17 protein-coding genes are annotated in these 21,753 nt (G+C 69.5%); 5 read left to right on the forward strand and 12 right to left on the reverse strand.

What is annotated here, in order from left to right:
• Positions 1–3: 3 nt before the first annotated feature.
• The 7 genes from selB to lipC form a co-directional block, all read right to left on the reverse strand.
• Entirely contained in the window at positions 4–1,929 is a 1,926-nt protein-coding gene (gene selB / locus AC1RB9_RS25170) for a selenocysteine-specific translation elongation factor (RefSeq protein WP_003457223.1), read from the reverse strand.
• Positions 1,926–3,332: an L-seryl-tRNA(Sec) selenium transferase gene (gene selA, locus AC1RB9_RS25175; RefSeq protein WP_003457225.1), complete on the reverse strand. Its 1,407-nt coding sequence runs from the start codon at positions 3,330–3,332 to the stop codon at positions 1,926–1,928. Before selA ends, selB begins: the two co-directional genes overlap by 4 nt.
• A gap of 78 nt (positions 3,333–3,410) precedes the next feature.
• Positions 3,411–4,340: a formate dehydrogenase accessory protein FdhE gene (fdhE, locus tag AC1RB9_RS25180; protein WP_003116089.1), complete on the reverse strand. Its 930-nt coding sequence runs from the start codon at positions 4,338–4,340 to the stop codon at positions 3,411–3,413.
• Positions 4,341–4,472: 132 nt separating this feature from the next.
• A complete protein-coding gene (locus AC1RB9_RS25185; RefSeq protein WP_003095316.1) occupies positions 4,473–5,099 on the reverse strand; it encodes a formate dehydrogenase subunit gamma in 627 nt (208 codons plus the stop codon).
• Positions 5,100–5,170: 71 nt separating this feature from the next.
• Entirely contained in the window at positions 5,171–6,100 is a 930-nt protein-coding gene (gene fdxH, locus AC1RB9_RS25190) for a formate dehydrogenase subunit beta (protein WP_003106793.1), read from the reverse strand.
• A gap of 8 nt (positions 6,101–6,108) precedes the next feature.
• The gene (gene fdnG / locus AC1RB9_RS25195; RefSeq protein WP_010895684.1) at positions 6,109–9,189 is read right to left on the reverse strand and encodes a formate dehydrogenase-N subunit alpha; all 3,081 of its coding nucleotides are present in this window, start codon (positions 9,187–9,189) and stop codon (positions 6,109–6,111) included.
• Positions 9,190–9,496: 307 nt separating this feature from the next.
• The gene (gene lipC, locus AC1RB9_RS25200) at positions 9,497–10,426 is read right to left on the reverse strand and encodes a lipase LipC (RefSeq protein ID WP_003112346.1); all 930 of its coding nucleotides are present in this window, start codon (positions 10,424–10,426) and stop codon (positions 9,497–9,499) included.
• Between the two features lie 359 nt (positions 10,427–10,785).
• Here lipC and AC1RB9_RS25205 point away from each other — a divergent pair, with 359 nt between their 5' ends.
• The 4 genes from AC1RB9_RS25205 to AC1RB9_RS25220 all read left to right on the forward strand — a co-directional run bounded on the left by AC1RB9_RS25205 (position 10,786) and on the right by AC1RB9_RS25220 (position 15,351).
• Entirely contained in the window at positions 10,786–12,831 is a 2,046-nt protein-coding gene (locus AC1RB9_RS25205) for an NADPH-dependent 2,4-dienoyl-CoA reductase (protein WP_003116092.1), read from the forward strand.
• A gap of 208 nt (positions 12,832–13,039) precedes the next feature.
• The gene (locus tag AC1RB9_RS25210) at positions 13,040–13,489 is read left to right on the forward strand and encodes a DMT family transporter (RefSeq protein WP_003095321.1); all 450 of its coding nucleotides are present in this window, start codon (positions 13,040–13,042) and stop codon (positions 13,487–13,489) included.
• 156 nt (positions 13,490–13,645) lie between these two features.
• On the forward strand, positions 13,646–14,881 hold the full coding sequence (locus AC1RB9_RS25215) for a DUF1835 domain-containing protein (RefSeq protein WP_003123520.1): 1,236 nt from the start codon (positions 13,646–13,648) through the stop codon (positions 14,879–14,881).
• The gene (locus AC1RB9_RS25220) at positions 14,857–15,351 is read left to right on the forward strand and encodes a YkgJ family cysteine cluster protein (RefSeq protein WP_016852173.1); all 495 of its coding nucleotides are present in this window, start codon (positions 14,857–14,859) and stop codon (positions 15,349–15,351) included. Before AC1RB9_RS25215 ends, AC1RB9_RS25220 begins: the two co-directional genes overlap by 25 nt.
• Before the next feature lie 2 nt (positions 15,352–15,353).
• Here AC1RB9_RS25220 and AC1RB9_RS25225 read toward each other — a convergent pair whose 3' ends face one another.
• The 3 genes from AC1RB9_RS25225 to AC1RB9_RS25235 are packed head-to-tail and all read right to left on the reverse strand — an operon-like array spanning position 15,354 to position 18,120.
• Complete coding sequence (locus AC1RB9_RS25225) at positions 15,354–16,790, reverse strand: ArnT family glycosyltransferase (protein WP_003162670.1); 1,437 nt, start codon at positions 16,788–16,790, stop codon at positions 15,354–15,356.
• Positions 16,787–17,761, reverse strand: coding sequence for a glycosyltransferase family 2 protein (locus tag AC1RB9_RS25230; RefSeq protein ID WP_003116094.1), 975 nt, complete (start codon positions 17,759–17,761; stop codon positions 16,787–16,789). Before AC1RB9_RS25230 ends, AC1RB9_RS25225 begins: the two co-directional genes overlap by 4 nt.
• Positions 17,758–18,120 (reverse strand): GtrA family protein, encoded by a 363-nt coding sequence (locus tag AC1RB9_RS25235; RefSeq protein ID WP_003116095.1) that lies wholly within the window; start codon positions 18,118–18,120, stop codon positions 17,758–17,760. The genes AC1RB9_RS25230 and AC1RB9_RS25235 overlap by 4 nt, the downstream gene beginning before the upstream one ends.
• 236 nt (positions 18,121–18,356) lie before the next feature.
• On the opposite strand from AC1RB9_RS25235, the gene AC1RB9_RS25240 reads away from it, so the two are divergent.
• The gene (locus tag AC1RB9_RS25240; RefSeq protein WP_003111808.1) at positions 18,357–19,718 is read left to right on the forward strand and encodes an MATE family efflux transporter; all 1,362 of its coding nucleotides are present in this window, start codon (positions 18,357–18,359) and stop codon (positions 19,716–19,718) included.
• On the opposite strand, the gene AC1RB9_RS25245 is transcribed toward AC1RB9_RS25240, so the two are convergent.
• The gene (locus AC1RB9_RS25245; protein WP_003457233.1) at positions 19,694–20,062 is read right to left on the reverse strand and encodes an SLOG family protein; all 369 of its coding nucleotides are present in this window, start codon (positions 20,060–20,062) and stop codon (positions 19,694–19,696) included. The genes AC1RB9_RS25240 and AC1RB9_RS25245 overlap by 25 nt on opposite strands.
• Complete coding sequence (locus AC1RB9_RS25250) at positions 20,050–21,717, reverse strand: Na/Pi cotransporter family protein (protein ID WP_003104322.1); 1,668 nt, start codon at positions 21,715–21,717, stop codon at positions 20,050–20,052. Before AC1RB9_RS25250 ends, AC1RB9_RS25245 begins: the two co-directional genes overlap by 13 nt.
• Positions 21,718–21,753 lie beyond the last annotated feature (36 nt).

A 21,753-nucleotide genomic window follows, 5' to 3' on the forward strand; every position in this document is an offset into this window, starting at 1 on the left:
GACTCAGGGCGAGACGCCGCCGAGCAACTGTTCGGCCAGCGCCGAGCCCTCGCGCAGGCGACGGTCGTTGCCGATGCGGCGGGTCAGGCCGATGCGGTCGAAGTGCTCGAGGATCTGGATGCTGCGCTTGCGGCCGATGCCCAGGCGGTCGCGGAATTCCGCCGGGCGGATCAGCCCGGCGGGGTCGCGCACCTGCACAGCGATCTCGGCCAATTGACGCAGGGTGGCTTCCGGGTAGAACAGGTCGCGCACCACCTGCTGCAACTGGCCCAGGCGCGCCAGCTTGCGCAGCAGGTTGCGCATGGCGGCTTCGTCCTGGCGCAGCTCGCGGGCCAGGTCGCGAACCCAGGGCGGGTCGTAGCGGCCGGCTTCGAGCAGCGGCCAGAGGCGCGCGCGCAGTTGCTCCTCGCTATCGCTCAGGCGCACTTCGTGGCCGGGCAGGTGCAGCCAGGGCCCGCTGCTGTGCACATCGCCGCCGGCCAGGGCGGCGTCGAGCAGGGCGATGAACACCGGCCGCTCCAGCTGCGGCAGGGCGTAGCGACGCAGGCGGTCGCGGTCGGGACCGAGTTCGTCCGGTAGCTCTTCGTGGAAGCGCCGCAGGCCGGCGAGCAGTTGCTCGACCAGGGCGAACCAGCGCTCCCCGGCGAACAACCGGGGGCCGAGGCGGGTCTGCACCTCGACCACCTCTTCCGGCAGCCGCCAGTGCTCGCGCGGGCGGTTGAAGGATTGCACCAGGCGTTGCGGGTCGAGGCCGTTCTCGGCCGCGCCGAGCAAGGTCGGCAGCGCCTCCTCCAGGCTTTCCTGGCGCAGCGCCTGGAGCTGCGCCAGGCGTGCCGGCGTTCGTCGGTTGCGCGCCGGCGCGGCGCCGTCGAGCACCCGCCCGCCGCCAAGGGTGCGCTGCGCCGACTGGTCGCGCAGCACCAGGCGGTCGCCGTGCAGGGCCTGGATCGGCGCGTTCAGCACCAGTTGGGCGAAGGCGCGGTGGCCAGGCTCCAGTTGTTCGCCTTCGAGCAGGGCCAGGCGTCCGGTGACGTCCTGGGTGCCCAGGTGCAGGTGCACCGGGGTCCAGTGGGTGAAGTCGCGAAGTTCGTCGGGCAACAGGCGGAAGTCGATGTCGACCCGCGTGGTCGGCGCGTGCAGCGCTGCCTGCAGCAGCCAGTCGCCGCGCTGGATCTGTTCCAGCGCGAGGCGCTCGCCGGCGATGTTCAGGGCCACGCGCTGGCCGGCCCAGGCCTGTTGCGCGGGCCGGTTCTGCGCGTGCAGGCCGCGCACACGCACCGGCCGTCCGGCGTTGCCGAGGAGCAGTTCGTCGCCCACCGCGACCTGTCCGGAGAAGGCCGTGCCGGTGACCACGATGCCGCTGCCGGCGACGCTGAAGGCCCGGTCCACCGCCAGGCGGAAGTATCCCTCGCGGCTACGCTCGCGGACTTCGCCGGCGAGCCCGCCGAGTGCTTCGCGCAACGCCGCGACGCCCTCCCCGGTGCTGCTGGAGAGCGGGAAGATCGGCGAGCGCGCCAGCGGTCCGGAGGCCAGCAGGTGTTCGACCTGGGTCTGCACCTGCTGCACCCGCTGCGGCTCGACCCGGTCGATCTTGGTCAGCGCCACCAGCGCCCGGCGGATACCGAGCAGTTCGACGATCGCCAGGTGCTCGCGGGTCTGCGGCATCAGGCCGTCGTCGGCGGCCACCACCAGCAGCACGCAATCGATGCCGCTGGCGCCGGCCAGCATGTTGTGGACGAAGCGCTCGTGGCCGGGCACGTCGATGAAGCCGGTGGGGCTGCCGTCGCCAAGGTCGGCGTAGAGATAGCCCAGGTCGATGGTGATCCCGCGTTGGCGCTCGGCCGGGCGGCGGTCGCCCTCGATGCCGGTGAGGGCGCGCAGCAGCGAGGTCTTGCCGTGGTCGATGTGCCCGGCGGTGCCGACGATCACGACAGCTCGCTCCGCAGTCGCGGCAACTGGGCGAGGAACGCCGGCTCGTCGTCGAGCTGGCGCAGATCGAGCCAGAGGGCGTCGTCGTCGAGCCGACCGATCACCGGCAGCGGCAGCCCGCGCAGGGCTTCCTCGAGGTTGCGCAGGGCGCGTCCGCGCAGGCGCCTGGGCTGCCGCGGACGCAGGCACAGCGCGGCGCTGGCCAGCCGCGCCACCGGCTGCGCGCCGCTGCCGATCATGCCCAGGGCGTCGACCACAGCGACCTCCCAGCCCTCGCCGAGCGCCTCGCCCAGCGCCGGCGCCAGACGCTCGGCCTGGGCGCGGATCTCCGCCGCCGGGCGGCTGAGCAGGCGCAGGGTGGTCAGGCGTTCGGCGAGGCGGTCCGGATCGCGGTACAGGCCGAGCACCGCCTCGAGAGCGGCGAGGGTCAGCTTGTCGACGCGCAGGGCACGCTTGAGCGGGTTCTTCTTGATCCGCCCGATCAGTTCGCGGTTGCCGAGGATCAGCCCGGCCTGGGGCCCGCCGAGCAATTTGTCGCCGCTGAAGGTAACGATGTCGGCGCCGTCGGCCAGGGCTTCCTGCACCGTCGGTTCCTTGGGCAAGCCCCAGCGGGTCAGGTCCACCAGGGTGCCGCTGCCGAGGTCTTCCAGCAGCGGCAGGCCGTGGCCATGGGCGATGGACGCCAGTTGCGCGGTGGGCACGCTGGCGGTGAAGCCCTGGACGCTGTAGTTGCTGGTGTGCACGCGCATCAGCAGGCCGCTGCGCGGGCCGATGGCGGCTTCGTAGTCCCTGGCGTGGGTGCGGTTGGTGGTGCCCACCTCATGCAAGCGCACGCCGGCGCGGGCCATGATGTCGGGAATGCGGAAGGCGCCGCCGATCTCGATCAGCTCGCCGCGCGAGATGATCCCTTCCTTGCGCGCCCCCAGGCTGTTCAGCGCCAGCAGCACCGCCGCCGCGTTGTTGTTGACCACGGTGACCGCCTCGGCGCCGGTGAGTTCGCGGATCAGCCCGGCGATCAGGTCGTCGCGGTCGCCGCGCTTGCCGCTGGCCAGGTCGAACTCCAGGTTCAGCGGGTAGCGCGCGGCCAGGGTGATCGCCTCGATGGCTTCGTCCGGCAGCAGGGCGCGGCCGAGGTTGGTATGCAACACCGTGCCGGTCAGGTTGAACACCCGCCGCACGCGGCTGGCATGCTGCGCGGCGAGGCGTTCGCCGGCGCGCCCGGCGAGCACCGCCTCGCTCAGTTCGATCTCGGCGAGGGCACCGCGTCGGGCCGGCTCGCGCAGTTCCTCGAGCAGGTCGCGGAGGGTCGCCAGCAGCGCCTCGCGGCCGTAGCGCTGGTGCAGGGGAGCGGCCGCCGCGCTGCGCAGCAGGCGGTCGACCGAAGGCAAGCGAACGGAACTCATGGAGAAACCTTATCCACAGGGTAGGGTCACCGACACGCCCATCATAGACGCGTCGGCGCAGGCCCGCAGCGTCTTCGGCTATTCGCCGCCGGGGGCCAGCAACAGGTTCGGCGAACGCCGCAGGTAGCCGTCCTCGGCCAGGCGCATGTCCAGCGCCAGGCTGGCCAGGTCGTCGGCAAGGGCATCGGCGTGGCGGTCGAACTCCAGGTAGAACTGCTTCAGGTAGCCCTGGCAACTGGGGCAGGTCTCGGCGCGCAGCACGGCTTTTTCCGCCGGCTGCCCGTCATGCTCCAGGGACAGGTAGGCCAGGTGCTTGCTTTCCTCGCAGTGGCTGCACTTGATCCGCACGTAGTGCCATTCGCAGGCGCACAGCGAGCAGCTCAGGTAGCGCAGACCGGTTTCCTTGCCGCCCTGGCGGATCATCCCGGCCATCGGCGGCGAGCCGCAGGCGGGGCACAGGGTCCGGCTCTCGGTCTCGACCACCGCGCCCTCCTCCAGTCCCAGCAGCCAATGGCTCCAGGCTACCTGCAGGGCGGCGCCGAGGAACGGCACCAGGGCCGCCGGCAGGAGGTCGAACTGACCGCTGAGCAAGGCGATGGCCCAGGCCTTGCGCTGGCCTTCATCGGCTTCGCGCAATTGTTCGAGTGCCGCGCCGACGGCGGCGTTGGCCGGTGCCGGGTAGCCCGCGAGCAGGGCATCCAGCCAGGGCAGCCAGGCGCCTTCGCGCACCAGCAGGTCGTAGGCCAGCGGCGGCATGCCGTGCTCGCGGCTCTTGCGCAGGCGCTCGGGGTCGAGCGGGGCCAGGGCCGGCGGGTTGTCCAGCAGCGCCTGCTGGAGCCGGCAGAGACCGGCGACCAGCCGCAGGTAGTCGCCCATCGGGTGCCCCTCGGCCAGTTGCAGCAGACGCTCGCCGCGGCGGGCGAACAGGTCGCGCGACGGCTGGTGCAGGTGCGGGGGAATGTTGGCGGCGGCTTCGATCTGCCCCGGCTGAAGAATGGTGCGTGACACGGGAACTCCTCGGGTCTGCGCCGGCGGGCCGGTGGGCCGCGCCGCAACGATCGGGCGCCCGGAGGGGCGCGGAATGAATGCAAAGGCCCCATCGCTGGGGCCTCCGGTCGGGCGATGGCGACACTATACGCGTCAGTGCTCCTCGCCCTTGCCGACTTCCTTCAGCCAGCCGTTATGGTGCTTGCGCGCCCAGGCGCGGCTGACCTTGCCGTAGAGCATCGCGCCCATCGAGCCCTTGACCCAGATGCCGGCGTAGATGTGCACGATGATGCTGGCGATCAGGACGAAGGCGGCGAAGGCGTGCAGGAGCGCCGACAGGCGGATCGCCTCGATGCCGAACCAGGCGCTGAAGTACTGGCGCCAGATCACGATGCCGGTGACCAGCAGGGTCAGCATGCTCAGCAGCAGCACCCAGAACAACAGCTTCTGCCCGGCGTTGTAGCGGCCGACTTCCGGGAGGTTCTCCTCGCGGTTGCTGACCACGTCGCGCCACTGCTTGAGCCACTGGATATCGCTCTTCTGCACCCGGTTGTGGTGGGCGAAGCGCACCACCAGGCCGAGGAAGAAGACGAACATCGCCAGCCCCAGGAAGGGGTGCAGGATACGCGTCCAGGGACCGCCGCCGAACAGGTTGGTCAGCCAGAACAGCGCCGGGTGGAACAGCGCCAGCCCGGACAACCCGGCCATGAAGAACAGGATCGCCACGGCCCAATGGTTGCTGCGCTCGTTGGCGTTGTAGCGCTGGATTTCATTTTTCATTTCCGACTCCTCGAGAGCGCCGCCGCTGCCGCCGGGTCGCGGAGGACCGGCGGCAACGCCCGCGCGCAGGCTCAACGACGCTCGTGCGGGTCAAAGGTGTGTACCGACGGATCGACCTGGTGCACCGGTGCCTCGGCTTGCCCGTGGTCTTCCTCGTCGTCCGCGCGGTTGGGACCGACGCGCACATAGTGGAAGAACCCGGCGAGCACCGTGGCGCCCATGGCCAGCAGCGCCAGCGGCTTGGTCACGCCCTTCCACAGGCTGACCAGCGGGCTGACGCTCGGCTGGTCGGCCAGGCCGGCATAGAGCGACGGCTTGTCGGCGTGGTGCAGCACGTACATCACGTGGGTGCCGCCCACCCCTTCGGGGTCGTACAGGCCGGCGTTCTCGTAACCGCGGCTCTTCAGGTCGACGATGCGTTCGGCGGCGTGTTCCTTCATGTCCTCCTTGCTGCCGAAGACGATGGCGCCGGTCGGGCAGGTCTTCACGCAGGCCGGCTCCATGCCCACCGAGACGCGGTCGGAACACAGGCTGCACTTGTAGGCCTTGTGGTCCTTCTGCGAGATCCGTGGGATGTCGAACGGGCAACCGGTGATGCAGTAGCCGCAACCGATGCACTTGTCCTGGTTGAAGTCGACGATGCCGTTGGCGTACTTCACGATCGCCCCCGGGCTCGGGCAGGCCTTCAGGCAGCCCGGCTCGGCGCAGTGCATGCAGCCATCCTTGCGGATCAGCCACTCGAGGTTGCCGGCCTCGTTCTCGTGCTCGGTGAAACGCATCACCGTCCACGAGTCGGCCGTCAGGTCCATGGGGTTGTCGTAGGTGCCGTGGTTGTGGCCGACCTCGTCGCGCAGCTCGTTCCATTCCGAGCAGGCGACCTGGCAGGCCTTGCAACCGATGCACTTGGACACGTCGATCAGTTTCGCCACTTCCTCCTGGTTCCGCACCGAGGGCATCGGCGTGGTGGTCGCGGAGCGGGCGTGGATGTCCTGACTACTCATGTTTCACCTCACGCCTTTTCCACGTTGACCAGGAACGACTTGAACTCCGGCGTCTGGGTATTCCCGTCGCCCACGAAGGGGGTCAGGGTGTTGGCCAGGAAGCCGTTGCGCGCCATGCCGGCGAAGCCCCAGTGGATCGGGATGCCGACGTGGTGCACGGTCTTGCCGTCCACCTGCAGCGGGCGGATGCGCTTGGTCACCACCGCCACCGCCTTGATGTAGCCGCGGTTGGAGGAGACCTTGACCTTGTCGCCGGCATTGATGCCCAGCTCCTTGGCCAGCGCCTCGCCGATCTCGACGAACTGCTCGGGCTGGGTGATCGCATTCAGCCGGCAGTGCTTGGTCCAGTAGTGGAAGTGCTCGGTGAGCCGGTAGGTGGTCGCCGCGTAGGGGAACTCGTCGGCCGTGCCGAACAGTTCCATGTCGTTCTTGAACACCCGTGCCGCCGGGTTGCTGATCGCCTTGCGGTTGTCGCGGTGCAAGGGGTTCACCCCGATCGGCGTCTCGAACGGCTCGTAGTGCTCGGGGAACGGGCCTTCGGCCATCTTGTCGACGGCGAACAGGCGGGCCACCCCTTCGGGGTTCATGATGAACGGGTTCATCCCGGCTTCCGGCGGTACGTCGGCCTTGTAGTCGGGCACGTCGGTGCCGCCCCAGGACTTGCCGTTCCACCACACCAGGCGCTTCTTCTCCGGGTCCCACGGCTTGCCGCTGACGTCGGCCGAGGCGCGGTTGTAGAGAATCCGCCGGTTCGCCGGCCAGGCCCAGGCCCAGCCGAGGGTCTGGCCCATGCCGTAGGGGTCGCTGTTGTCGCGGCGGCCCATCTGGTTGCCCTGCTGGGTCCAGGAGCCGGCGAAGATCCAGCAGCCGCTCGCCGTGCTGCCGTCGTCGCGCAGCAGGGCAAAGCCCGGCAACTGCTCGCCGGCCTTGGCCAGGATCATGCCGTTGGCCGGGTCGACCAGGTCGCTCAGGGCCTTGCCGTTGAACTCCCGGGCCAGTTCGTCCGGGCCCGGTTCGTCGGGCTTGAGGTAGGACCAGTCGAGGCCGAGGATCGGGTCGGGGAAGGCCCCGCCGTCCTTGCGGTACATCTCGCGCAGGCGGTGGAACAGCCCGGCCATGATGGCGATGTCCGGACGCGCCTGGCCCGGCGGCTCGGCGCCCTTCCAGTGCCACTGCAACCAGCGGCCGCTGTTGACGATCGAGCCGTCTTCCTCGGCGAAGCAGGAGGTGGGCAGGCGGAACACCGTGGTCTTGATGCTGGCGGTGTCGACGTCGTTGTACTCGCCGACGTTGCGCCAGAACTCCGAGGTCTCGGTCACCAGCGGGTCCATCACCACCATCCACTTCAGGCGCGCCAGCGCGGCGCCGACCTTGGCCTTGTTGGGGAACGAGGCGATGGGGTTGAAGCCCTGGCAGAAGTAACCGTTGACCTTGCCCTGGTACATCATGTCGAAGTAGCGCAGCACGTCGTAGCCGGCGCCCGGCATGTCGAGCTTGGGCAGCCAGTCGTAGCACCAGTTGTTTTCCTTGGTCGCCGACTTGCCGAACCAGGCCTTCATCAGGCTGACGTGGAACTTGCCGTAGTTCTGCCAGTAGGACAGCTGTCCCGGGCGCAGCGGCTTGGCCGTGCGCTTGGCGATGTAGGCGTCGTAGTCCTGCTCGGCGTCCATCGCCAGGGTCAGGTAGCCCGGCAGCGAGTTGGACAGCAGGCCGAGGTCGGTCAGGCCCTGGATGTTGGAGTGGCCGCGCAGGGCGTTCATGCCGCCGCCGGGCATGCCGATGTTGCCCAGCAGCAGCTGGACCATCGCGCCGGTGCGGATCATCTGCGCGCCTACCGAGTGCTGGGTCCAGCCCAGGGCGTACATGATGGTCATGACCTTGCCCGGCTTGGAGGTCTCGGCGATTTCCGCCCAGACCTTGAGCATCATGTCCTTCGGCGTACCGCAGATGTTGCTCACCACGTCCGGGGTGTAGCGGCTGTAGTGCTGCTTGAGCAGGTTGAACACGCAGCGCGGGTGGGTCAGGGTCGGGTCGACCTTGGCATAGCCGTCCTCACCGATCTCGTAGCCCCAGGAGGACTTGTCCGGGTAGGTCCGCTTCTCGGCGTCGTAGCCGTTGAACAGGCCGTCCTCGAAGCTGAAGCCTTCCTTCACGATGAACGAGACATCGGTGTAGTTGCGCACGTATTCGTGCTGGATCTTGTCGTTTTCCAGCAGGTAGTTGATCAGGCCGCCGAGGAAGGCGATGTCGGTGCCGGTCCGGATCGGCGCGTAGTAGTCGGCGACCGAGGCGGAACGGGTGAAACGCGGATCGACCACCAGCAGCCGCGCCTTGTTGTGCGCCTTGGCTTCGGTGACCCATTTGAATCCGCACGGGTGGGCTTCGGCGGCGTTGCCGCCCATGATCAGCACCAGATCGGCATTCTTGATGTCGGTCCAGTGGTTGGTCATGGCTCCACGGCCAAACGTCGGGGCAAGACTTGCCACCGTCGGGCCGTGTCAGACACGCGCCTGGTTGTCGAATCCCAGGATGCCGAGGGAGCGCATCACCTTGTGGGTGATGTAGCCGGCCTCGTTGGACGAGGCGGACGCGGCGAGGAAGCCGGTGGTCAACCAGCGGTTGACGGTCTGGCCCTGCTCGTTCTTCTCGACGAAGTTGGCGTCGCGGTCTTCCTTCATCAGCTTGGCGATGCGCTCGAGGGCTTCGTCCCACTCGATGCGCTTCCACTCGCTGGAGCCGGCCTCGCGCACTTCCGGATACTTCAGGCGGTTCGGGCTGTGGATGTAGTCCAGCAGGCCGGCGCCTTTCGGGCAGAGGGTGCCGCGGTTGACCGGATGGTCGGCGTCGCCCTCGATATGGATGATGTTCTGCGCGACGTTCTTGGCGCCGTCGCCCTGGCTGTACATGATCAGGCCGCAACCGACCGAACAGTAGGTACAGGTGTTGCGGGTCTCGACCGTGTGCGCCAGCTTGAAGTGGCGGACCTGGTCGGCGAAGGCCTCCGTGGGGGCCATCCCGAGCGCCGCAAGGCTCGATCCTCCAAGGCCTATACCGCAGACCTTGAAGAATTGCCGACGGTTCATATCCATCGTGCATCTCCTGCATCAGGCAAAGGACACCCGGGACATGGCCGGATGTCTCTGGTTAAAAGATAGCCAGCCTGGCGAGGTACGCCAGCCGGGCATGGCTACGGGGCAGCGAACCCTACACGAACGCTGGGTTTTTCTGCCTTGACCGGAGTCATTACACGGCGGCGCAAACCTTGTCCAGCAAGGTGCGCGGAATCGGGACAGGTCCGAACGCCGCGAGGCGCGCGAACAGGAGGTGATATCCAGGTGCCATTAGACCAAAGACTAATGCCGGGTCGCCTAGGGCTGCGGCGACCCGGCGAGCGGATCAGAGTCCGACGTTCCTGAGGCGATTGGCATGCTGCCGATAGACCTGGGTCGGGTCGCTCTCGAACAGGCTGACCAGGCCGAGCAACTGGTTGACTTCGTCCAGATGGTCCATCCGGTAGTTGTCCTTCACCACGCTGCCCAGGTGGCTGGAGCATTGGCCGACCAGACCGTCGTTGGCCTCGCCGAACAGCAGCCCGGTCACCGCCAGGCCGGCGGAGCTCGGGTCGAGCGCATTGGTCAGGGAGCCGGTGCCGCTCATCGAGTAGTAGCGCACCCCGGCTACCGTCTCCGCGCCCTGGCCACAGGCGCTGGCCGGGATCGCCTGCGGGAAGCGCTGGTTGAACCGCGCGGTGCCGGGAGTGTTGAGACTGTTCAGGGCAGCCAGCGCGTCGCCCTTGACCCACTCGCCGCCGTCGACGATGTCGACCACCGAGAACAGCGCCTCCACCGCCGAGGCGATCACCTCGGTGCCGATCGGCCCGAGGAACTCGCTGAAGCCGGTCACCGCGTCGGCTACCGGCGTGCCCTTGTGCGGCGTGCCCATGGTGGTGACCGAGGCCACCAGTTGCGGCGCCACCCCGGCGACGTAGCGCACGGTCATGCCGCCCTGGCTGTGGCCGATCAGGTTGACTTTCTCCGCGCCGGTCAGGGCCAGGACTTCCTCCACCTGCGCCAGTAGCTGTTCGCCGCGCACCTCGTTGCTGTTCACCGGCGACTGCGAGGTGGCGAAGACCTTCGCGCCGTCCTTCTCCAGGGCCGGCACGATAGCGTGCCAGTAGTCCACCGGGCCGACGCTCTTGAAGCCGAACAGACCGTGGGACAGCACGATGGGATAGCGCGTGCGGGTGTAGTCGGTCGCAGCGTGCACGGGAAAGCTGGCGGCCAGCGCTACCAGCGCCGCCGCGAGGAACGTCTTGTTCTTGTTCATCGTCGAGACTCCGTTCGGATTGGACAGGCAGTTGGCAAGGCACGTGCTGAGCGGGCCGGAACCCCAGCCTGACAGCGCCGCCAAAGGCGTCGAGCCGTGCTTAAGTTGGGCTTCCGGCGCACGCCATTACCCCGGGTAACAGCGCCGCCGTTCCCATTCCGCCCGCCGCGCCGCAAGTGCTGTCGGAGAGCTTTCGACGCCTGTCACCCGGGGCCACAGCGGTGCAGCGCAGCGAGCACCTATCCGATCAGCCAGTCCGCCGGCTTGACCGAAATGCCTGGCGGTTCCGGCAAGCGGGCCGCATTCGGCGGCGGCGCAACTTCCTATGGTGAAGCGTCCCTGGCTACCGGAACCGCGCCATGCGCAACCCCTACCCGCCGCTCGCCGCCGCTCCCTATCCTCACCTGCTGGCCCCGCTGGACCTGGGCTTCACCCGTCTGCGCAACCGCGTGGTGATGGGTTCGATGCACACCGGGCTGGAGGATCGTCTGTGGGACTTCGGCAAGCTCGCTGCCTACTACCGCGAGCGTGCCCGGGGCGGCGTCGGGCTGATCGTCACCGGCGGTTTCGCGCCCTGCCGCGAAGGTTGGCTGCTGCCCTTCGGCAGCAGCCTCACCAGCGCCCTGGAGGTGCCCGCCCATCGTCGCCTGACCCAGGCGGTGCATGCCGAGGGCGGCAAGATCCTGCTGCAGATCCTCCACGCCGGGCGCTATGGCTACCACCCGATGGCGGTGTCCGCCTCGCCGTTGAAGTCGCCGATCAGTTGGTTCACCCCGCGCGAGCTCTCCGAGCGCGGCATCCGCAAGACCATCCGCGCCTTCGTCCGTTGCGCGCGGCTGGCCAAGGCCGCCGCCTACGACGGCGTGGAGGTGATGGGCAGCGAAGGCTACCTGCTCAACCAGTTCCTCTGCCCGCGCACCAATCGCCGCGACGACCAGTGGGGCGGCCCGCTGGAAAACCGCATGCGCCTGGCGCTGGAGATCGTCCGCGGCATCCGGCGGATCGTCGGCCAACGCTTCATCCTCTGCTATCGCCTGTCGCTGCTCGACCTGGTCGAGGGCGGCAATACCTGGGACGAGGTGCGGCGCATCGCCCTGGCCCTGGAGGAAGCCGGAATCACCCTGCTCAACACCGGCATCGGCTGGCACGAGTCGCGCGTGCCGACCATCGTCACCTCGGTGCCGCGCGCGGCCTTCGCCGAGGTCAGCGCACGGCTGCGCCACGAGCTGAAGGTGCCGGTGATCGCCAGTAACCGGATCAACACCCCCGAGGTCGCCGAATCCCTGCTCGCCACCGACAAGGCCGACCTGGTGTCGATGGCCCGGCCGCTGCTGGCCGACCCGCAGTTCGTGGCCAAGGCCGGCGCCGGCCGGGCCGAGGAGATCAACACCTGCATCGCCTGCAACCAGGCCTGCCTCGATCATGCCTTCGCCAACCGCCGCGCCACCTGCCTGGTCAACCCGCGGGCGGCCTTCGAGACCGAATTGCGCTACCGCAAGGCGCGCACGCAGAAGCGCATCGCGGTGATCGGCGCCGGCCCCGCCGGGCTCTCCGCCGCCTGCGTGGCCGCCGAGCGCGGGCATCGGGTCAGCCTGTTCGAGGCGAGCGGGGAAATCGGCGGGCAGTTCAACCTGGCCAAGCGGATTCCCGGCAAGGAGGAGTTCCGCGAAACCCTGCGCTACTTCCGCGTGCGTCTGGAACGCCTCGGCGTCGACCTGCGCCTCGGCCACCGGGTGCGCCAGGGCGAGCTGGACGGTCAGTTCGACGACGTGGTGGTGGCCACCGGCATCCAGCCACGCCGGCCAAGGATCGACGGCATCGGCGGACCGACCGTACTCAGCTACGTGGACGTGCTGCGCGGCGCGCCGGTGGGCGCGCGGGTCGCCATCGTCGGCGCCGGCGGCATCGGCTTCGACGTCGCCGCCTTCCTCGTCGCCGCGCCCAGCGACGGCCAGCCGCGGGCGCTCGGCGAATGGCTCGCGGAATGGGGCGTGGACCTCGACAACAGCCAGCCCGGCGGCCTCCGCGAACCCGCTCCGACGCGGCCGGCGCGCCAGGTCTGGCTGCTCCAGCGCAAGCCCGGCGCTCCCGGCGCGCAGCTCGGCAAGACCAGCGGCTGGGTACACCGCGCACACCTCAGGCACAACGCCGTACGCATGCTCGGCGGGGTGGAGTACCTGAAGATCGACGAACGCGGCCTGTTGATCCGCGTCGACGGCGAGGAACGCTGGCTGGAGGTGGACAACGTGGTGATCTGCGCCGGCCAGGAGCCGCTGCGCGAGTTGCAGATCAGCCAGGCGGCGGAAAGCCTGCGCTTCCACCTGATCGGTGGGGCGCGGGTGGCAGGGGAACTGGATGCCAAGCGGGCGATTCGCGAGGGGGCCATGCTGGCGGCGCGCTTGTAGGGGGATAACGCCGCTGGCGGTATGGCTGCCGTAGGGCGAACAACCGCTCGCGGTTACCCGCCGGGCGGAATCCGAGGGCGTGCGATGGGGTCTCGCGTTTTCCTCCTCCGCCCCCGCCTGGTGCATACTGTGCGACTCCCCGTACCACTCCGGCCCGTCCCTCGCCATGCGCGGGGCGCGCTCGCCGTCATCGTTCCAGGAGTCTTGCATGCCCACTCCACCCTGGTGGCTGTTCGTCCTGCCCCTGCTCGCCGGCGCCTGCCTGCCGCTGCAGGCGGGGATCAACGGCCAGTTGGCCAAGCAGGTGTCCAGCGTCCTCGCCGCGGCACTGATCTCGTTCTTCGTCGGCACCCTCGGGTTGCTCGCCCTGACCCTCTCGCAGCGCGAGTTTCCCGGCCTGGCGGCATTGCGCGGGCTGAGCTGGTGGCACTGGTGCGGCGGTTTCCTCGGCATGTTCTTCATCTTCATCGCCGCCTTCGCCGCACCGCGCATCGGCGCGCTGATGTTCATGGTGCTGGTGCTTGCCGGCCAGCTGGGCATGGCCATGAGCCTCGACCACTTCGGTTGGGCCGGCTTCCGCGAGGCACCGATCAGCGCGCTGAAGCTGGGCGGGTTGGCACTGATCGGCGCCGGCATCTGGATGATCCGCAAGGGCTGAGTGCGTCTTGCCGCGGACGCGTCGGCCGGCCTATAGTCGGCCTCGGCGTTCTCCACGCCTCCCGTCCGCGGAAAGGGCAGCGCCCAGGCGATCCACCCCAAGCATCGCGCATGCGACTCCAGGCCTGATGGCGGACAAGGCTGCAGAGGAGATCGTATGTCCTTTTCCCGCACTCTCGGCGACGGCCGGATCAATCTCGAACAGCAACGCAAGCGCGCCAAGGAGCTGTTGCGCCAGTGGCGCCGCGACCCGGCCAGCCGTACAGGGCTTCCGGGGCAGGAGCCGCGCCTGGCCGACGCCCAGTGGCAGGTGGCGCGCGAACTGGGCTTCGCCAGTTGGCCGCGACTCAAGGCGCATGTCGACGCCATCGCCTTCGCCAGCCGCCACCCCGATCTGGTCGGCGGCGATGAGGCCGCGACCCTGCACCTGCGCTGCGGCAACGACATCGCCCACGGCCTGAAGCTCGCCGGCTTTCGCGGCGACTTCCGGATGTTCGCCGACCCGCTGACCATGGGACCGGTGCCGAACCTGCCGTTGCCCGAGTTCCTCGCCCTGCGCAGCGACTACCTGAGCCGCGCCTTCGACCTCGACCCGGCCGACGCCCAGGCCCGCCAGCGCCAGGAATACGCCGGGCTCGAGCGGCTCGGCGAATACTCGCGGGTGGCGCTCTGGTGCGAGGCGGATGCCTACGACCAGTTGTTCCTGGTCCGGGTGCTGGCAGGAATGCAGACGCCGCCGGAGCACCTGGAACTGATCGAGATCGACCGCGTGCCAGGCGTCGAGCGCTTCGTCGGCATCGGCCAACTGGCGCCTGAGCTGCTCGCCTGGCTATGGACCCAGCGTCGCCCGCTGGACGCCGAAGCCCTGGCGCTGGCCCGCGCGGCCTGGGACGCCTACCGCGATCCGGCGCCACTGCGCTGGGCGCAACTGGCCGCCGCGCCGACCCCGGCGCTACCGTTGCTGGGGCCGGCGCTGCGTCGGCAACTGCATGAACTGCCGGCCCTGCGCGACGGCCTGTCGCTGAGCGAACGGCTGACCCTGGAGATCGTCCGCGACGGCGAGCGGCCGAGCGCCGGCCAGGTCTTCGCCGAGCTGACCGCACGGCGCGAGCCGCTGCCCTATCTCGGCGACCTGATGTTCCGCGTCCTGCTCCGCGCGCTGCTGGAAGAGCCCGGCGCGCTGCTGCGCACGCCGGCGCCGGAACTGCCCTGGGAACGCCAGCCGCTGGCCCTGACCGCTGCGGGCCGCGAGGTCCTGGCCGGGCGGCGCTACCGCCTCGACCTCGGCGCCCCCGAACGCTGGGTCGGCGGCGTATGCCTGCGCGCCGGCACCGCGCACTGGGCACTGGACGAGCAGGACCGGCCGGTATGGCGGGAGGACCCACGGCACTGACGCTCATCGCCCGGACGAGCGCAACGGGCGCGCAGCCACTATCATTGCGCGCCCGTTTTCCCCGCACCCGCCCGCCGATGAAGAAAATCCCGCTCGCCGCCGCCGACCCCGACCGCCTGGATACCTGGGTGAAATACCGCGAAGGCCTGTGCGGCGAGTGCAACGCGACCTGCTGCACGCTGCCGGTGGAAGTGCGCATCGACGACCTGATCCGCATGCGACTGGTCGACGAGTTCGAGCGCGAGGAGCCGGCCAAGCGAATCGCCAAGCGACTGGAAAAGGATGGCGTGATCGAGCACTTCAACCACAAGCGCGAGATCTTCACCCTCACCCGCATGGCCAACGGCGACTGCCTGTACCTCGACCGCAAGACCCGCCTATGCACCATCTATGCCCGCCGCCCGGACACCTGCCGCAACCACCCGCGCATCGGCCCGCGTCCCGGCTACTGCGCCTACCGGCCGAGGTAGTCTCAGCCAGGCGGCGCCACGCCCTGGCATAACTGGTACTGTCCCACCGGCGGCCGGCAGCGCAAGCGCTGGCGCACCTCGTCGGGCAAGGCGCCGAACGAACGCGAGCGGATCGCCAGCAGGGCGTCGCGACGCAACCAGCCGGCCAGCTCGCTGTCCTCCGCCCGTTGCGCCCGCCCGCCGCTGTAGAACACTGCCGAGTACGGCCGCTTCGGCCAGAACACCAGCGGCCGCTCGCGCCAGCCGGCGTCGCTGGCCAGCAGCGCGGCGGTGGACTTCTGCTCGGCGCGCGAGCCCAGCAGCAGGGAGCCGAGGAACAGCGCGAACAGCAATGGGGTCAGTGCCAGGCAAGCCAACCCGCCACGCCGCAGCCAGGCGCTGCGCGCCAGCGGCGCGCGCAGCAGGTCGGCGGCGAGCAACGCCAGGGCCGGCAGGCCGGGCAGCACGTAGGTCCAGAGGACGTTGCCGGCGAAGGTGAAGAACAGGCACGGCGCCAGTCCCCAGAACAGCCAGTAGCGCCTGCGCGAGGCGACGCCATCGACCACCTCCCCGCGCTGGCGCCAGCCCAGCCAGAGCAGCAGCGGCAGCCAGAGGCTCCAGGGAAACGCGGCGGCCAGCAGGAACAGCCAGACGCTGCCGTAGGGATAGGCGTGGGCATTGCCGTAACGGTCGCCGTCCCAGCCGGCGGTGACGAAGCGCTGCCAATGCTCGCCGAGCAGGAAGTACTCGAGGAAGCCCGGCGTCTTCAACTCCGCCAGCAGGTACCAGGGCGCGGCCACCAGGAGCATCAGCAGGCTTCCGCGGATCCATGGCAGGCCCCGCCAGAGCGCGCGCCAGCGCCACTCCAGCAAGGTCCACAGGCCGATCGGCAGTCCGGCGAGGATCAGCGTCAGCGGCCCCTTCGCCAGCAGCCCGAGGCCGAGGCCGAGGAACATCAGCCAGCCCTCGCGGCGCCGGATTCCCTCCGCGCCATGCAGGCCCAGCCAGAAGCCGCGCATGGCCAGGACCAGCGCCAGGGCCAGGGCCATGTCGGTCATTACCGCCCCGGAGGCGACGAAGAACAGCGCCGAACTGCCCAGCAGGACGCAGGCGATCCGCGCCTGCCGACGATCTTCGCGAGCCTGCCAGTCCCATACCAGCCACAGCACCAGCACGCCCAGCAACCAGTGCGGCAGGCGGCTGGCGAACTCGTTGGCGCCGAGCAGAAGCTGGCCGCCGGCGCTGAGCCAGAAGGCCAGCGGCGGCTTGCCCCAGAACGGCACGCCGACGTCGTACCAGGGCGTGATCCAGTCGCCCAGTTCGGCCATCTTCCGCGCCACCTCGCCATAGCGGGCCTCGGTGGTGTCCATCAGCGGATAGCTGCCCAGGCTCAGCAGGCGGATGGCGAAGGCCAGGGCGAGCAGGAACCAGGCCAGCGGCCAGCCGCGCAGCGCCCTCACGGATTGGCCCCGCCGACCTGCGCCGGCAGGTAGCGGTCGATCAGGTAGAGCGGGCGGCGCCGCGCTTCCATGGTCATCCGCCCGAGGTATTCGCTGCACACGCCGATGGCCAGCAGTTGCAGGCCGCCGATCAGGAACAGCGCGGCGATCACCGGCCAGTGTTCGTGGATCTCCTGCTGGCCGAAGATCCCGGCGAGCAGGGTCGCCAGGGCCGCCAACAGGCTGAGCAGGCCGAGGTAGCCGGCGACCTTCAGCGGCGCGGTGGAAAACCCGGTGATGCCTTCCAGGGCGAAGTTCCACAGCCGCCAGTAGCGCCACTTGCTGTGGCCGGCGACGCGGGCGGCGCGGCTATAGGCGATATCGACCTGGCGGAAACCGACCCAGGCGAAAAGCCCCTTCATGAAGCGATTGCCTTCCGGCAGCTCGCAAAGGGCATCGACCACCCGCCGGTCGAGCAGGCGGAAGTCGCCGACGTCGCGCGGGATCGGCACCTCGCTGAGGCGGTTGATCAGCCGGTAGAAGGCGCTCGCCGAGGCGCGCTTCAGCCAGCTTTCGCCGGCCCGGCTGCGGCGGCGCATGTTGACCATTTCGGCGCCGCCGATCCAGGCGTCGAGCATCTGCGGGATCAGTTCCGGGGGATCCTGCAGGTCGGCATCGATGACGATCACCGCGGCGCCGCGCGACAGCTTGAGCCCGGCGCTCATCGCCTGTTCCTTGCCGAAGTTGCGGGTGAAGCGGGCCACGCCCACCCGGCGGTCGGCGGCCTGTAGCTGGGCGAGGATCGCCGCGCTGCGGTCGGTGCTGCCGTCGTCGACATAGAGCACCTCGCAATCGTCGCCAAGGTCGCCGAGCACGGCGCCCAGGCGCTGGTGGAAGGCCGGCAGCACCGCCTCCTCGTTGAACACCGGCACTACCACGCTGAGCAGGCAGGGGGCCTCGAGCTTCGACGCCAGGGAAGGTTCGATCATCATGAGAAGGTCCAGAGTCGATGAAGGTGATAGGTCGCCAACAGCAGTGCGCCGGTCGCGGCGAGCTGGGCCAGGCGGTAGTCGAGTCCGGCGAGGTCGCCGAGCAGCAACACCAGGACGGCGTTGCCGAGTACGCAAAGCAGGCTGACGGCGAAGAAGCGCGGCAGCGAACGGAACACCGGGCCACGGTGGCGGAAAGTCTTCCAGCGATGCCCCAGGTAGGCAGCCAGAGCCCCGCAGCCTGCTCCCGTCGCGGCGGCCACGGCGGCGCCGACGGCGAAGCCCTCGACCAGGAGGGTCAGCACCAGGTAATGAACGGCGGTGGCACCGGCGCCGACCGAGACGAAACGCCCCAGGAGCATGCATGGCTTCCTCTGGAAACAACCGACGCCGGCATTCTAGGAAGGTGCGCAAAGCCCCGCGGTTAGCGCTGCGCAAGCTTCCTGACAGGTTTTCGCAGGGTTCCCCGCGGCAGGCCTGGAAGCCGCGTCGGACAAGGAATACACGGCAGGCAGAGGTCTGTTACCGGATATGAAAAACGGGTTTTCCGCAGGCCTCGCCGCCGTCGCTATACTGCCCGGCCGATCCGGAGGACCCCATGAGCCTGTTGCGCGATGCCTGGCGCCACGCCCCGACCCACCACAGGGTCTGGGCGCTGGCCGGGCCGATGATTCTGTCGAACGTTTCCGTTCCCCTGGTGCACCTGGTGGACAGCACGGTGGTCGGCCACCTGCCGCACGCCTACCAGCTCGGCGCGGTAGCCGTGGGCGGCAGCCTGTACACCCTGATGGTCGGCGTGCTCGGCTTCCTGCGCATGGGCACCACCGGCTTCGCCGCCCAGGCCGCCGGCCGCGACGATGGCGGCGCGCTGCGCCTGATCCTCGCCCAGGGCCTGGGCATGGCGCTGCTCCTGGCCCTGCTGCTCGGCGCGCTGGCCCTGCCCCTGAGCGGCTGGGCCCTGCAACTGATGCAACCGTCGGCGGAACTGACCGGCGAGGCCCGCGCCTTCTTCCATACCCGCCTGCTCGGCCTGCCGGCGGCCCTGGCCAGCTACGCACTGGTCGGCTGGTTCCTCGGCACGCAGAACGCACGGGCGCCATTGGCGATCCTGTTGACCACCAACCTGAGCAACATCGCCCTGGTGCTCTGGTTCGTCCACGGCCTCGACTGGGGCGTGCAAGGCGCGGCCCGCGCCTCGGTGCTGGCGGAATGGAGCGGCGCCCTGCTCGGCCTGGCCCTGACCCGCCGCGACCTGGCCCGGCGCCCCGGGCGGGCGCAGTGGCAACGCCTGCGCCACTGGCTGTCCTGGCTGCCGCTGCTGATGGTCAACCGGGATATCTTCATCCGCAGCCTGGCCCTGCAACTGGTGTTCTTCCTGCTCACCGTACAGGGCACCCGCCTCGGCGACGCCACGGTAGCCGCCAACGCCCTGCTGCTCAACGGCCTGCTCCTGACGTCCTACGCCCTCGACGGTCTCGCCCACGCGGTGGAGGCGCTCTGCGGCCACGCCATCGGCGCCCGCGACCGAACTGCCCTGCGCCGCGCGCTGGTGGTGGCCGGTGGTTGGTCGCTGCTGGCAAGCCTGGCGTTCGCCGCGCTGTTCGCCCTGTTCGGCCACCTGTTCATCGACCTGCAGAGCGACATCGCCGGCGTCCGCGAAGTCGCCTACGCCTATCTGCCGTACCTGGCCTGCCTGCCGCTGCTGGGGATGTGGAGCTATCTGCTCGACGGCCTGTTCATCGGCGCCACCCGCGCCCGCGAGATGCGTAACGCGATGCTCGTCGCGGTGGCCGCCAGCCTGCCCCTCGGCTGGCTGTTGCAGGGGCTGGGCAACCACGGGCTATGGCTGGCGTTCCTCGCCTTCATGCTGCTGCGCGGGCTGGTCCTGGCCGCCTACGGCTGGCGCCTGACCCGCCGCGATGGCTGGTTCGCCGCTCAGGGCGCCGACAGCGGGCGATAGGCGAGCATCAGCGGGACGTCGCCAGCGTGCGCGACCTGTACCAGTTCGCTGGCCAGGCGCCCACCGGGAAACACCAGCACCAGGTCCGGCGCGGCATCGCCGAAGACGGCCTCGCCATACTCGCGCAGGGCGTTGTCGCTGCCACTGCGCTCCGGATAATCGTAGGTGCGCGAATCCGCGCCACGCTCGCGGCACCAGCGCTCGGCCTCGTCCGGCAGGCCGCTGCCGGCATGCAGCAGGTGGCCGAGCAGCGCCACCGGTTGCAGGCCGTGGCACTGGTCGAGCGCCAGGCGCAGGCGTTCGGCGTCCTTGAAATGGCGTCCGGCGCAGATCAGGAGGCGCATGCCGATCCCTCCCCTTGCCCTGGCTCGTCCGGCCGCTTCGCCATCGGATCGATGCCGCTGCGTTCGAGCAGCGGATAGGCCAGGGCGGTGACATGATGGTGGATGCGTCGGTAGTCGCGGAGAATGCGCTGGAACACGTCACCGGACTCCACCCAGGCACCACGATCGTCGCGCAGGCGACGGAAGCGCTCGCGACTGGCATCGGCCTCCAGTCGCTGCAGCAACTTCTTGCGCGCCACCAGGCGCAGCGCGGCGTCCAGGTCTTCGCGAAGGAACGCGCTGATCGCCAGGTGCAGGCTCTCCTCGATCGCCGCCTGCAACGGCAGCATGCGGCCCAGCTCGAACTCGCTGCCGGCGCGGCTGCGCCCGGCCCAGCGCATCGCCAGGGGCAGCAGGCTGTTGGCGACGAGATCGCCGATGTGCTCGATGTTGATGGCGAACAGGAGGATTTCCTGGGCACGATCGGCGTCGCTGTCGCCGAGGCCGTCCTGGCCGAGGTCTGCCAGGTAGGCGCGGATCGCCGCACTCAACTGGTCGAGGGCCTGGTCCTGGCGACGGATTTCCGCCGCCACCTTCGCCTCCGGTCGCTGCAACAGGCCGCTGGTGGCGCGCAGCATCAGACTGGCCATGTCGGCCAGCCGCAGGACTTCGCGAGTAGCGTTGGCCAGGCCGATGTTGGCCACCTCCAGCCCGGCTTCGTCGAGGTAGCGCGGCATGCCCGGCTCGTCGGACTGTGCCTCTTCCGGCAACAGGCGCGCGAGCAGCGCCGCAAGGGGTCCGGTGAAGCCGATCGCCAGCAGTGCCAGGGCCAGGTTGAAAGCACTGTGGAACCAGACCGCCGCCGCACCGCCGAGTGCGTTGGCCGGTTGCGCCAGCGCCGTCAGCCAGGGCAGCACCAGCAGGCAACCGAGCAGGCGCACCAGCAGGTTGCCCAACGGCAGGCGCCGCGCCACCCGGCTACCGGCCACCCCTAGCGCCGGCAAGGCGCCGCCGAGGTTGGCACCGAGCACCAGGGCCAGGGCGATGGGCAGCGAGACCAGTCCGGCCTGGGCCAGGGACGCCACCAGCAGTACCACCGCGACACTGGAATGGCAGGCCCAGGTCAGCAGCGCGGCGAGCAGCAGGGCGATCAGCGGATCGCCTTCGAGGCCGTGGATCACCGCGACAAAGGCTGGCGAGGCCTCGATCTGCTGCAGGGAATGGCCGAGCAACGCCAGCGCCAGGAGCATCAGGCCGAGTCCGATCAGGCACTGGCCAAGGCTCTCCAGGCGTGGACCGTCGCCCAGGCGGAACAGCAGCAGGCCGGACAGCAGGGCCAGCGGCGCCAGCAACGAGGTGTCGAAGCTGAGCAGTTGCACCACCAGGGTGGTGCCGACGTTGGCGCCGAGCATCACTGCCAGCGCCGGCGCCAGGCCCAGGGTGCCACTGGCAGTGAAGGACGCTGCCATCAGGCTGGTGGCGGTGCTGCTCTGCAGCAGGCCGGTGATGCCGAGCCCGGCGAGCAGGGCCAGCCAGCGGTTGCCCAGGTGGCGGCCGAGCCAGTTGCGCAGCACAGTGCCGAAACCGCGCAGCACGCCGCTGGAGACCATGTGCGTGCCCCACAACAGGAGGGCCACGGCACCGGCCAGGTTGATCAGGAGGATGGTTCCCAGCATGGCGGAACTCCCGGTTCGGAATGGATCGTGAAGGGA

This window comes from Pseudomonas sp. 20-5 (genome assembly GCF_056782835.1).

Coding starts and splice junctions, on each gene's coding strand:
- selA (WP_003457225.1), bottom strand. CDS start 3,332: ATGAGTTCCGTTCGCTTGCCTTCGGTCGACCGCCTGCTGCGCAGCGCG.
- AC1RB9_RS25185 (WP_003095316.1), bottom strand. CDS start 5,099: ATGAAAAATGAAATCCAGCGCTACAACGCCAACGAGCGCAGCAACCAT.
- fdxH (WP_003106793.1), bottom strand. CDS start 6,100: ATGAGTAGTCAGGACATCCACGCCCGCTCCGCGACCACCACGCCGATG.
- lipC (WP_003112346.1), bottom strand. CDS start 10,426: ATGAACAAGAACAAGACGTTCCTCGCGGCGGCGCTGGTAGCGCTGGCC.
- AC1RB9_RS25205 (WP_003116092.1), top strand. CDS start 10,786: ATGCGCAACCCCTACCCGCCGCTCGCCGCCGCTCCCTATCCTCACCTG.
- AC1RB9_RS25210 (WP_003095321.1), top strand. CDS start 13,040: ATGCCCACTCCACCCTGGTGGCTGTTCGTCCTGCCCCTGCTCGCCGGC.
- AC1RB9_RS25215 (WP_003123520.1), top strand. CDS start 13,646: ATGTCCTTTTCCCGCACTCTCGGCGACGGCCGGATCAATCTCGAACAG.
- AC1RB9_RS25220 (WP_016852173.1), top strand. CDS start 14,857: ATGGCGGGAGGACCCACGGCACTGACGCTCATCGCCCGGACGAGCGCA.
- AC1RB9_RS25230 (WP_003116094.1), bottom strand. CDS start 17,761: ATGATGATCGAACCTTCCCTGGCGTCGAAGCTCGAGGCCCCCTGCCTG.
- AC1RB9_RS25235 (WP_003116095.1), bottom strand. CDS start 18,120: ATGCTCCTGGGGCGTTTCGTCTCGGTCGGCGCCGGTGCCACCGCCGTT.
- AC1RB9_RS25240 (WP_003111808.1), top strand. CDS start 18,357: ATGAGCCTGTTGCGCGATGCCTGGCGCCACGCCCCGACCCACCACAGG.
- AC1RB9_RS25245 (WP_003457233.1), bottom strand. CDS start 20,062: ATGCGCCTCCTGATCTGCGCCGGACGCCATTTCAAGGACGCCGAACGC.
- AC1RB9_RS25250 (WP_003104322.1), bottom strand. CDS start 21,717: ATGCTGGGAACCATCCTCCTGATCAACCTGGCCGGTGCCGTGGCCCTC.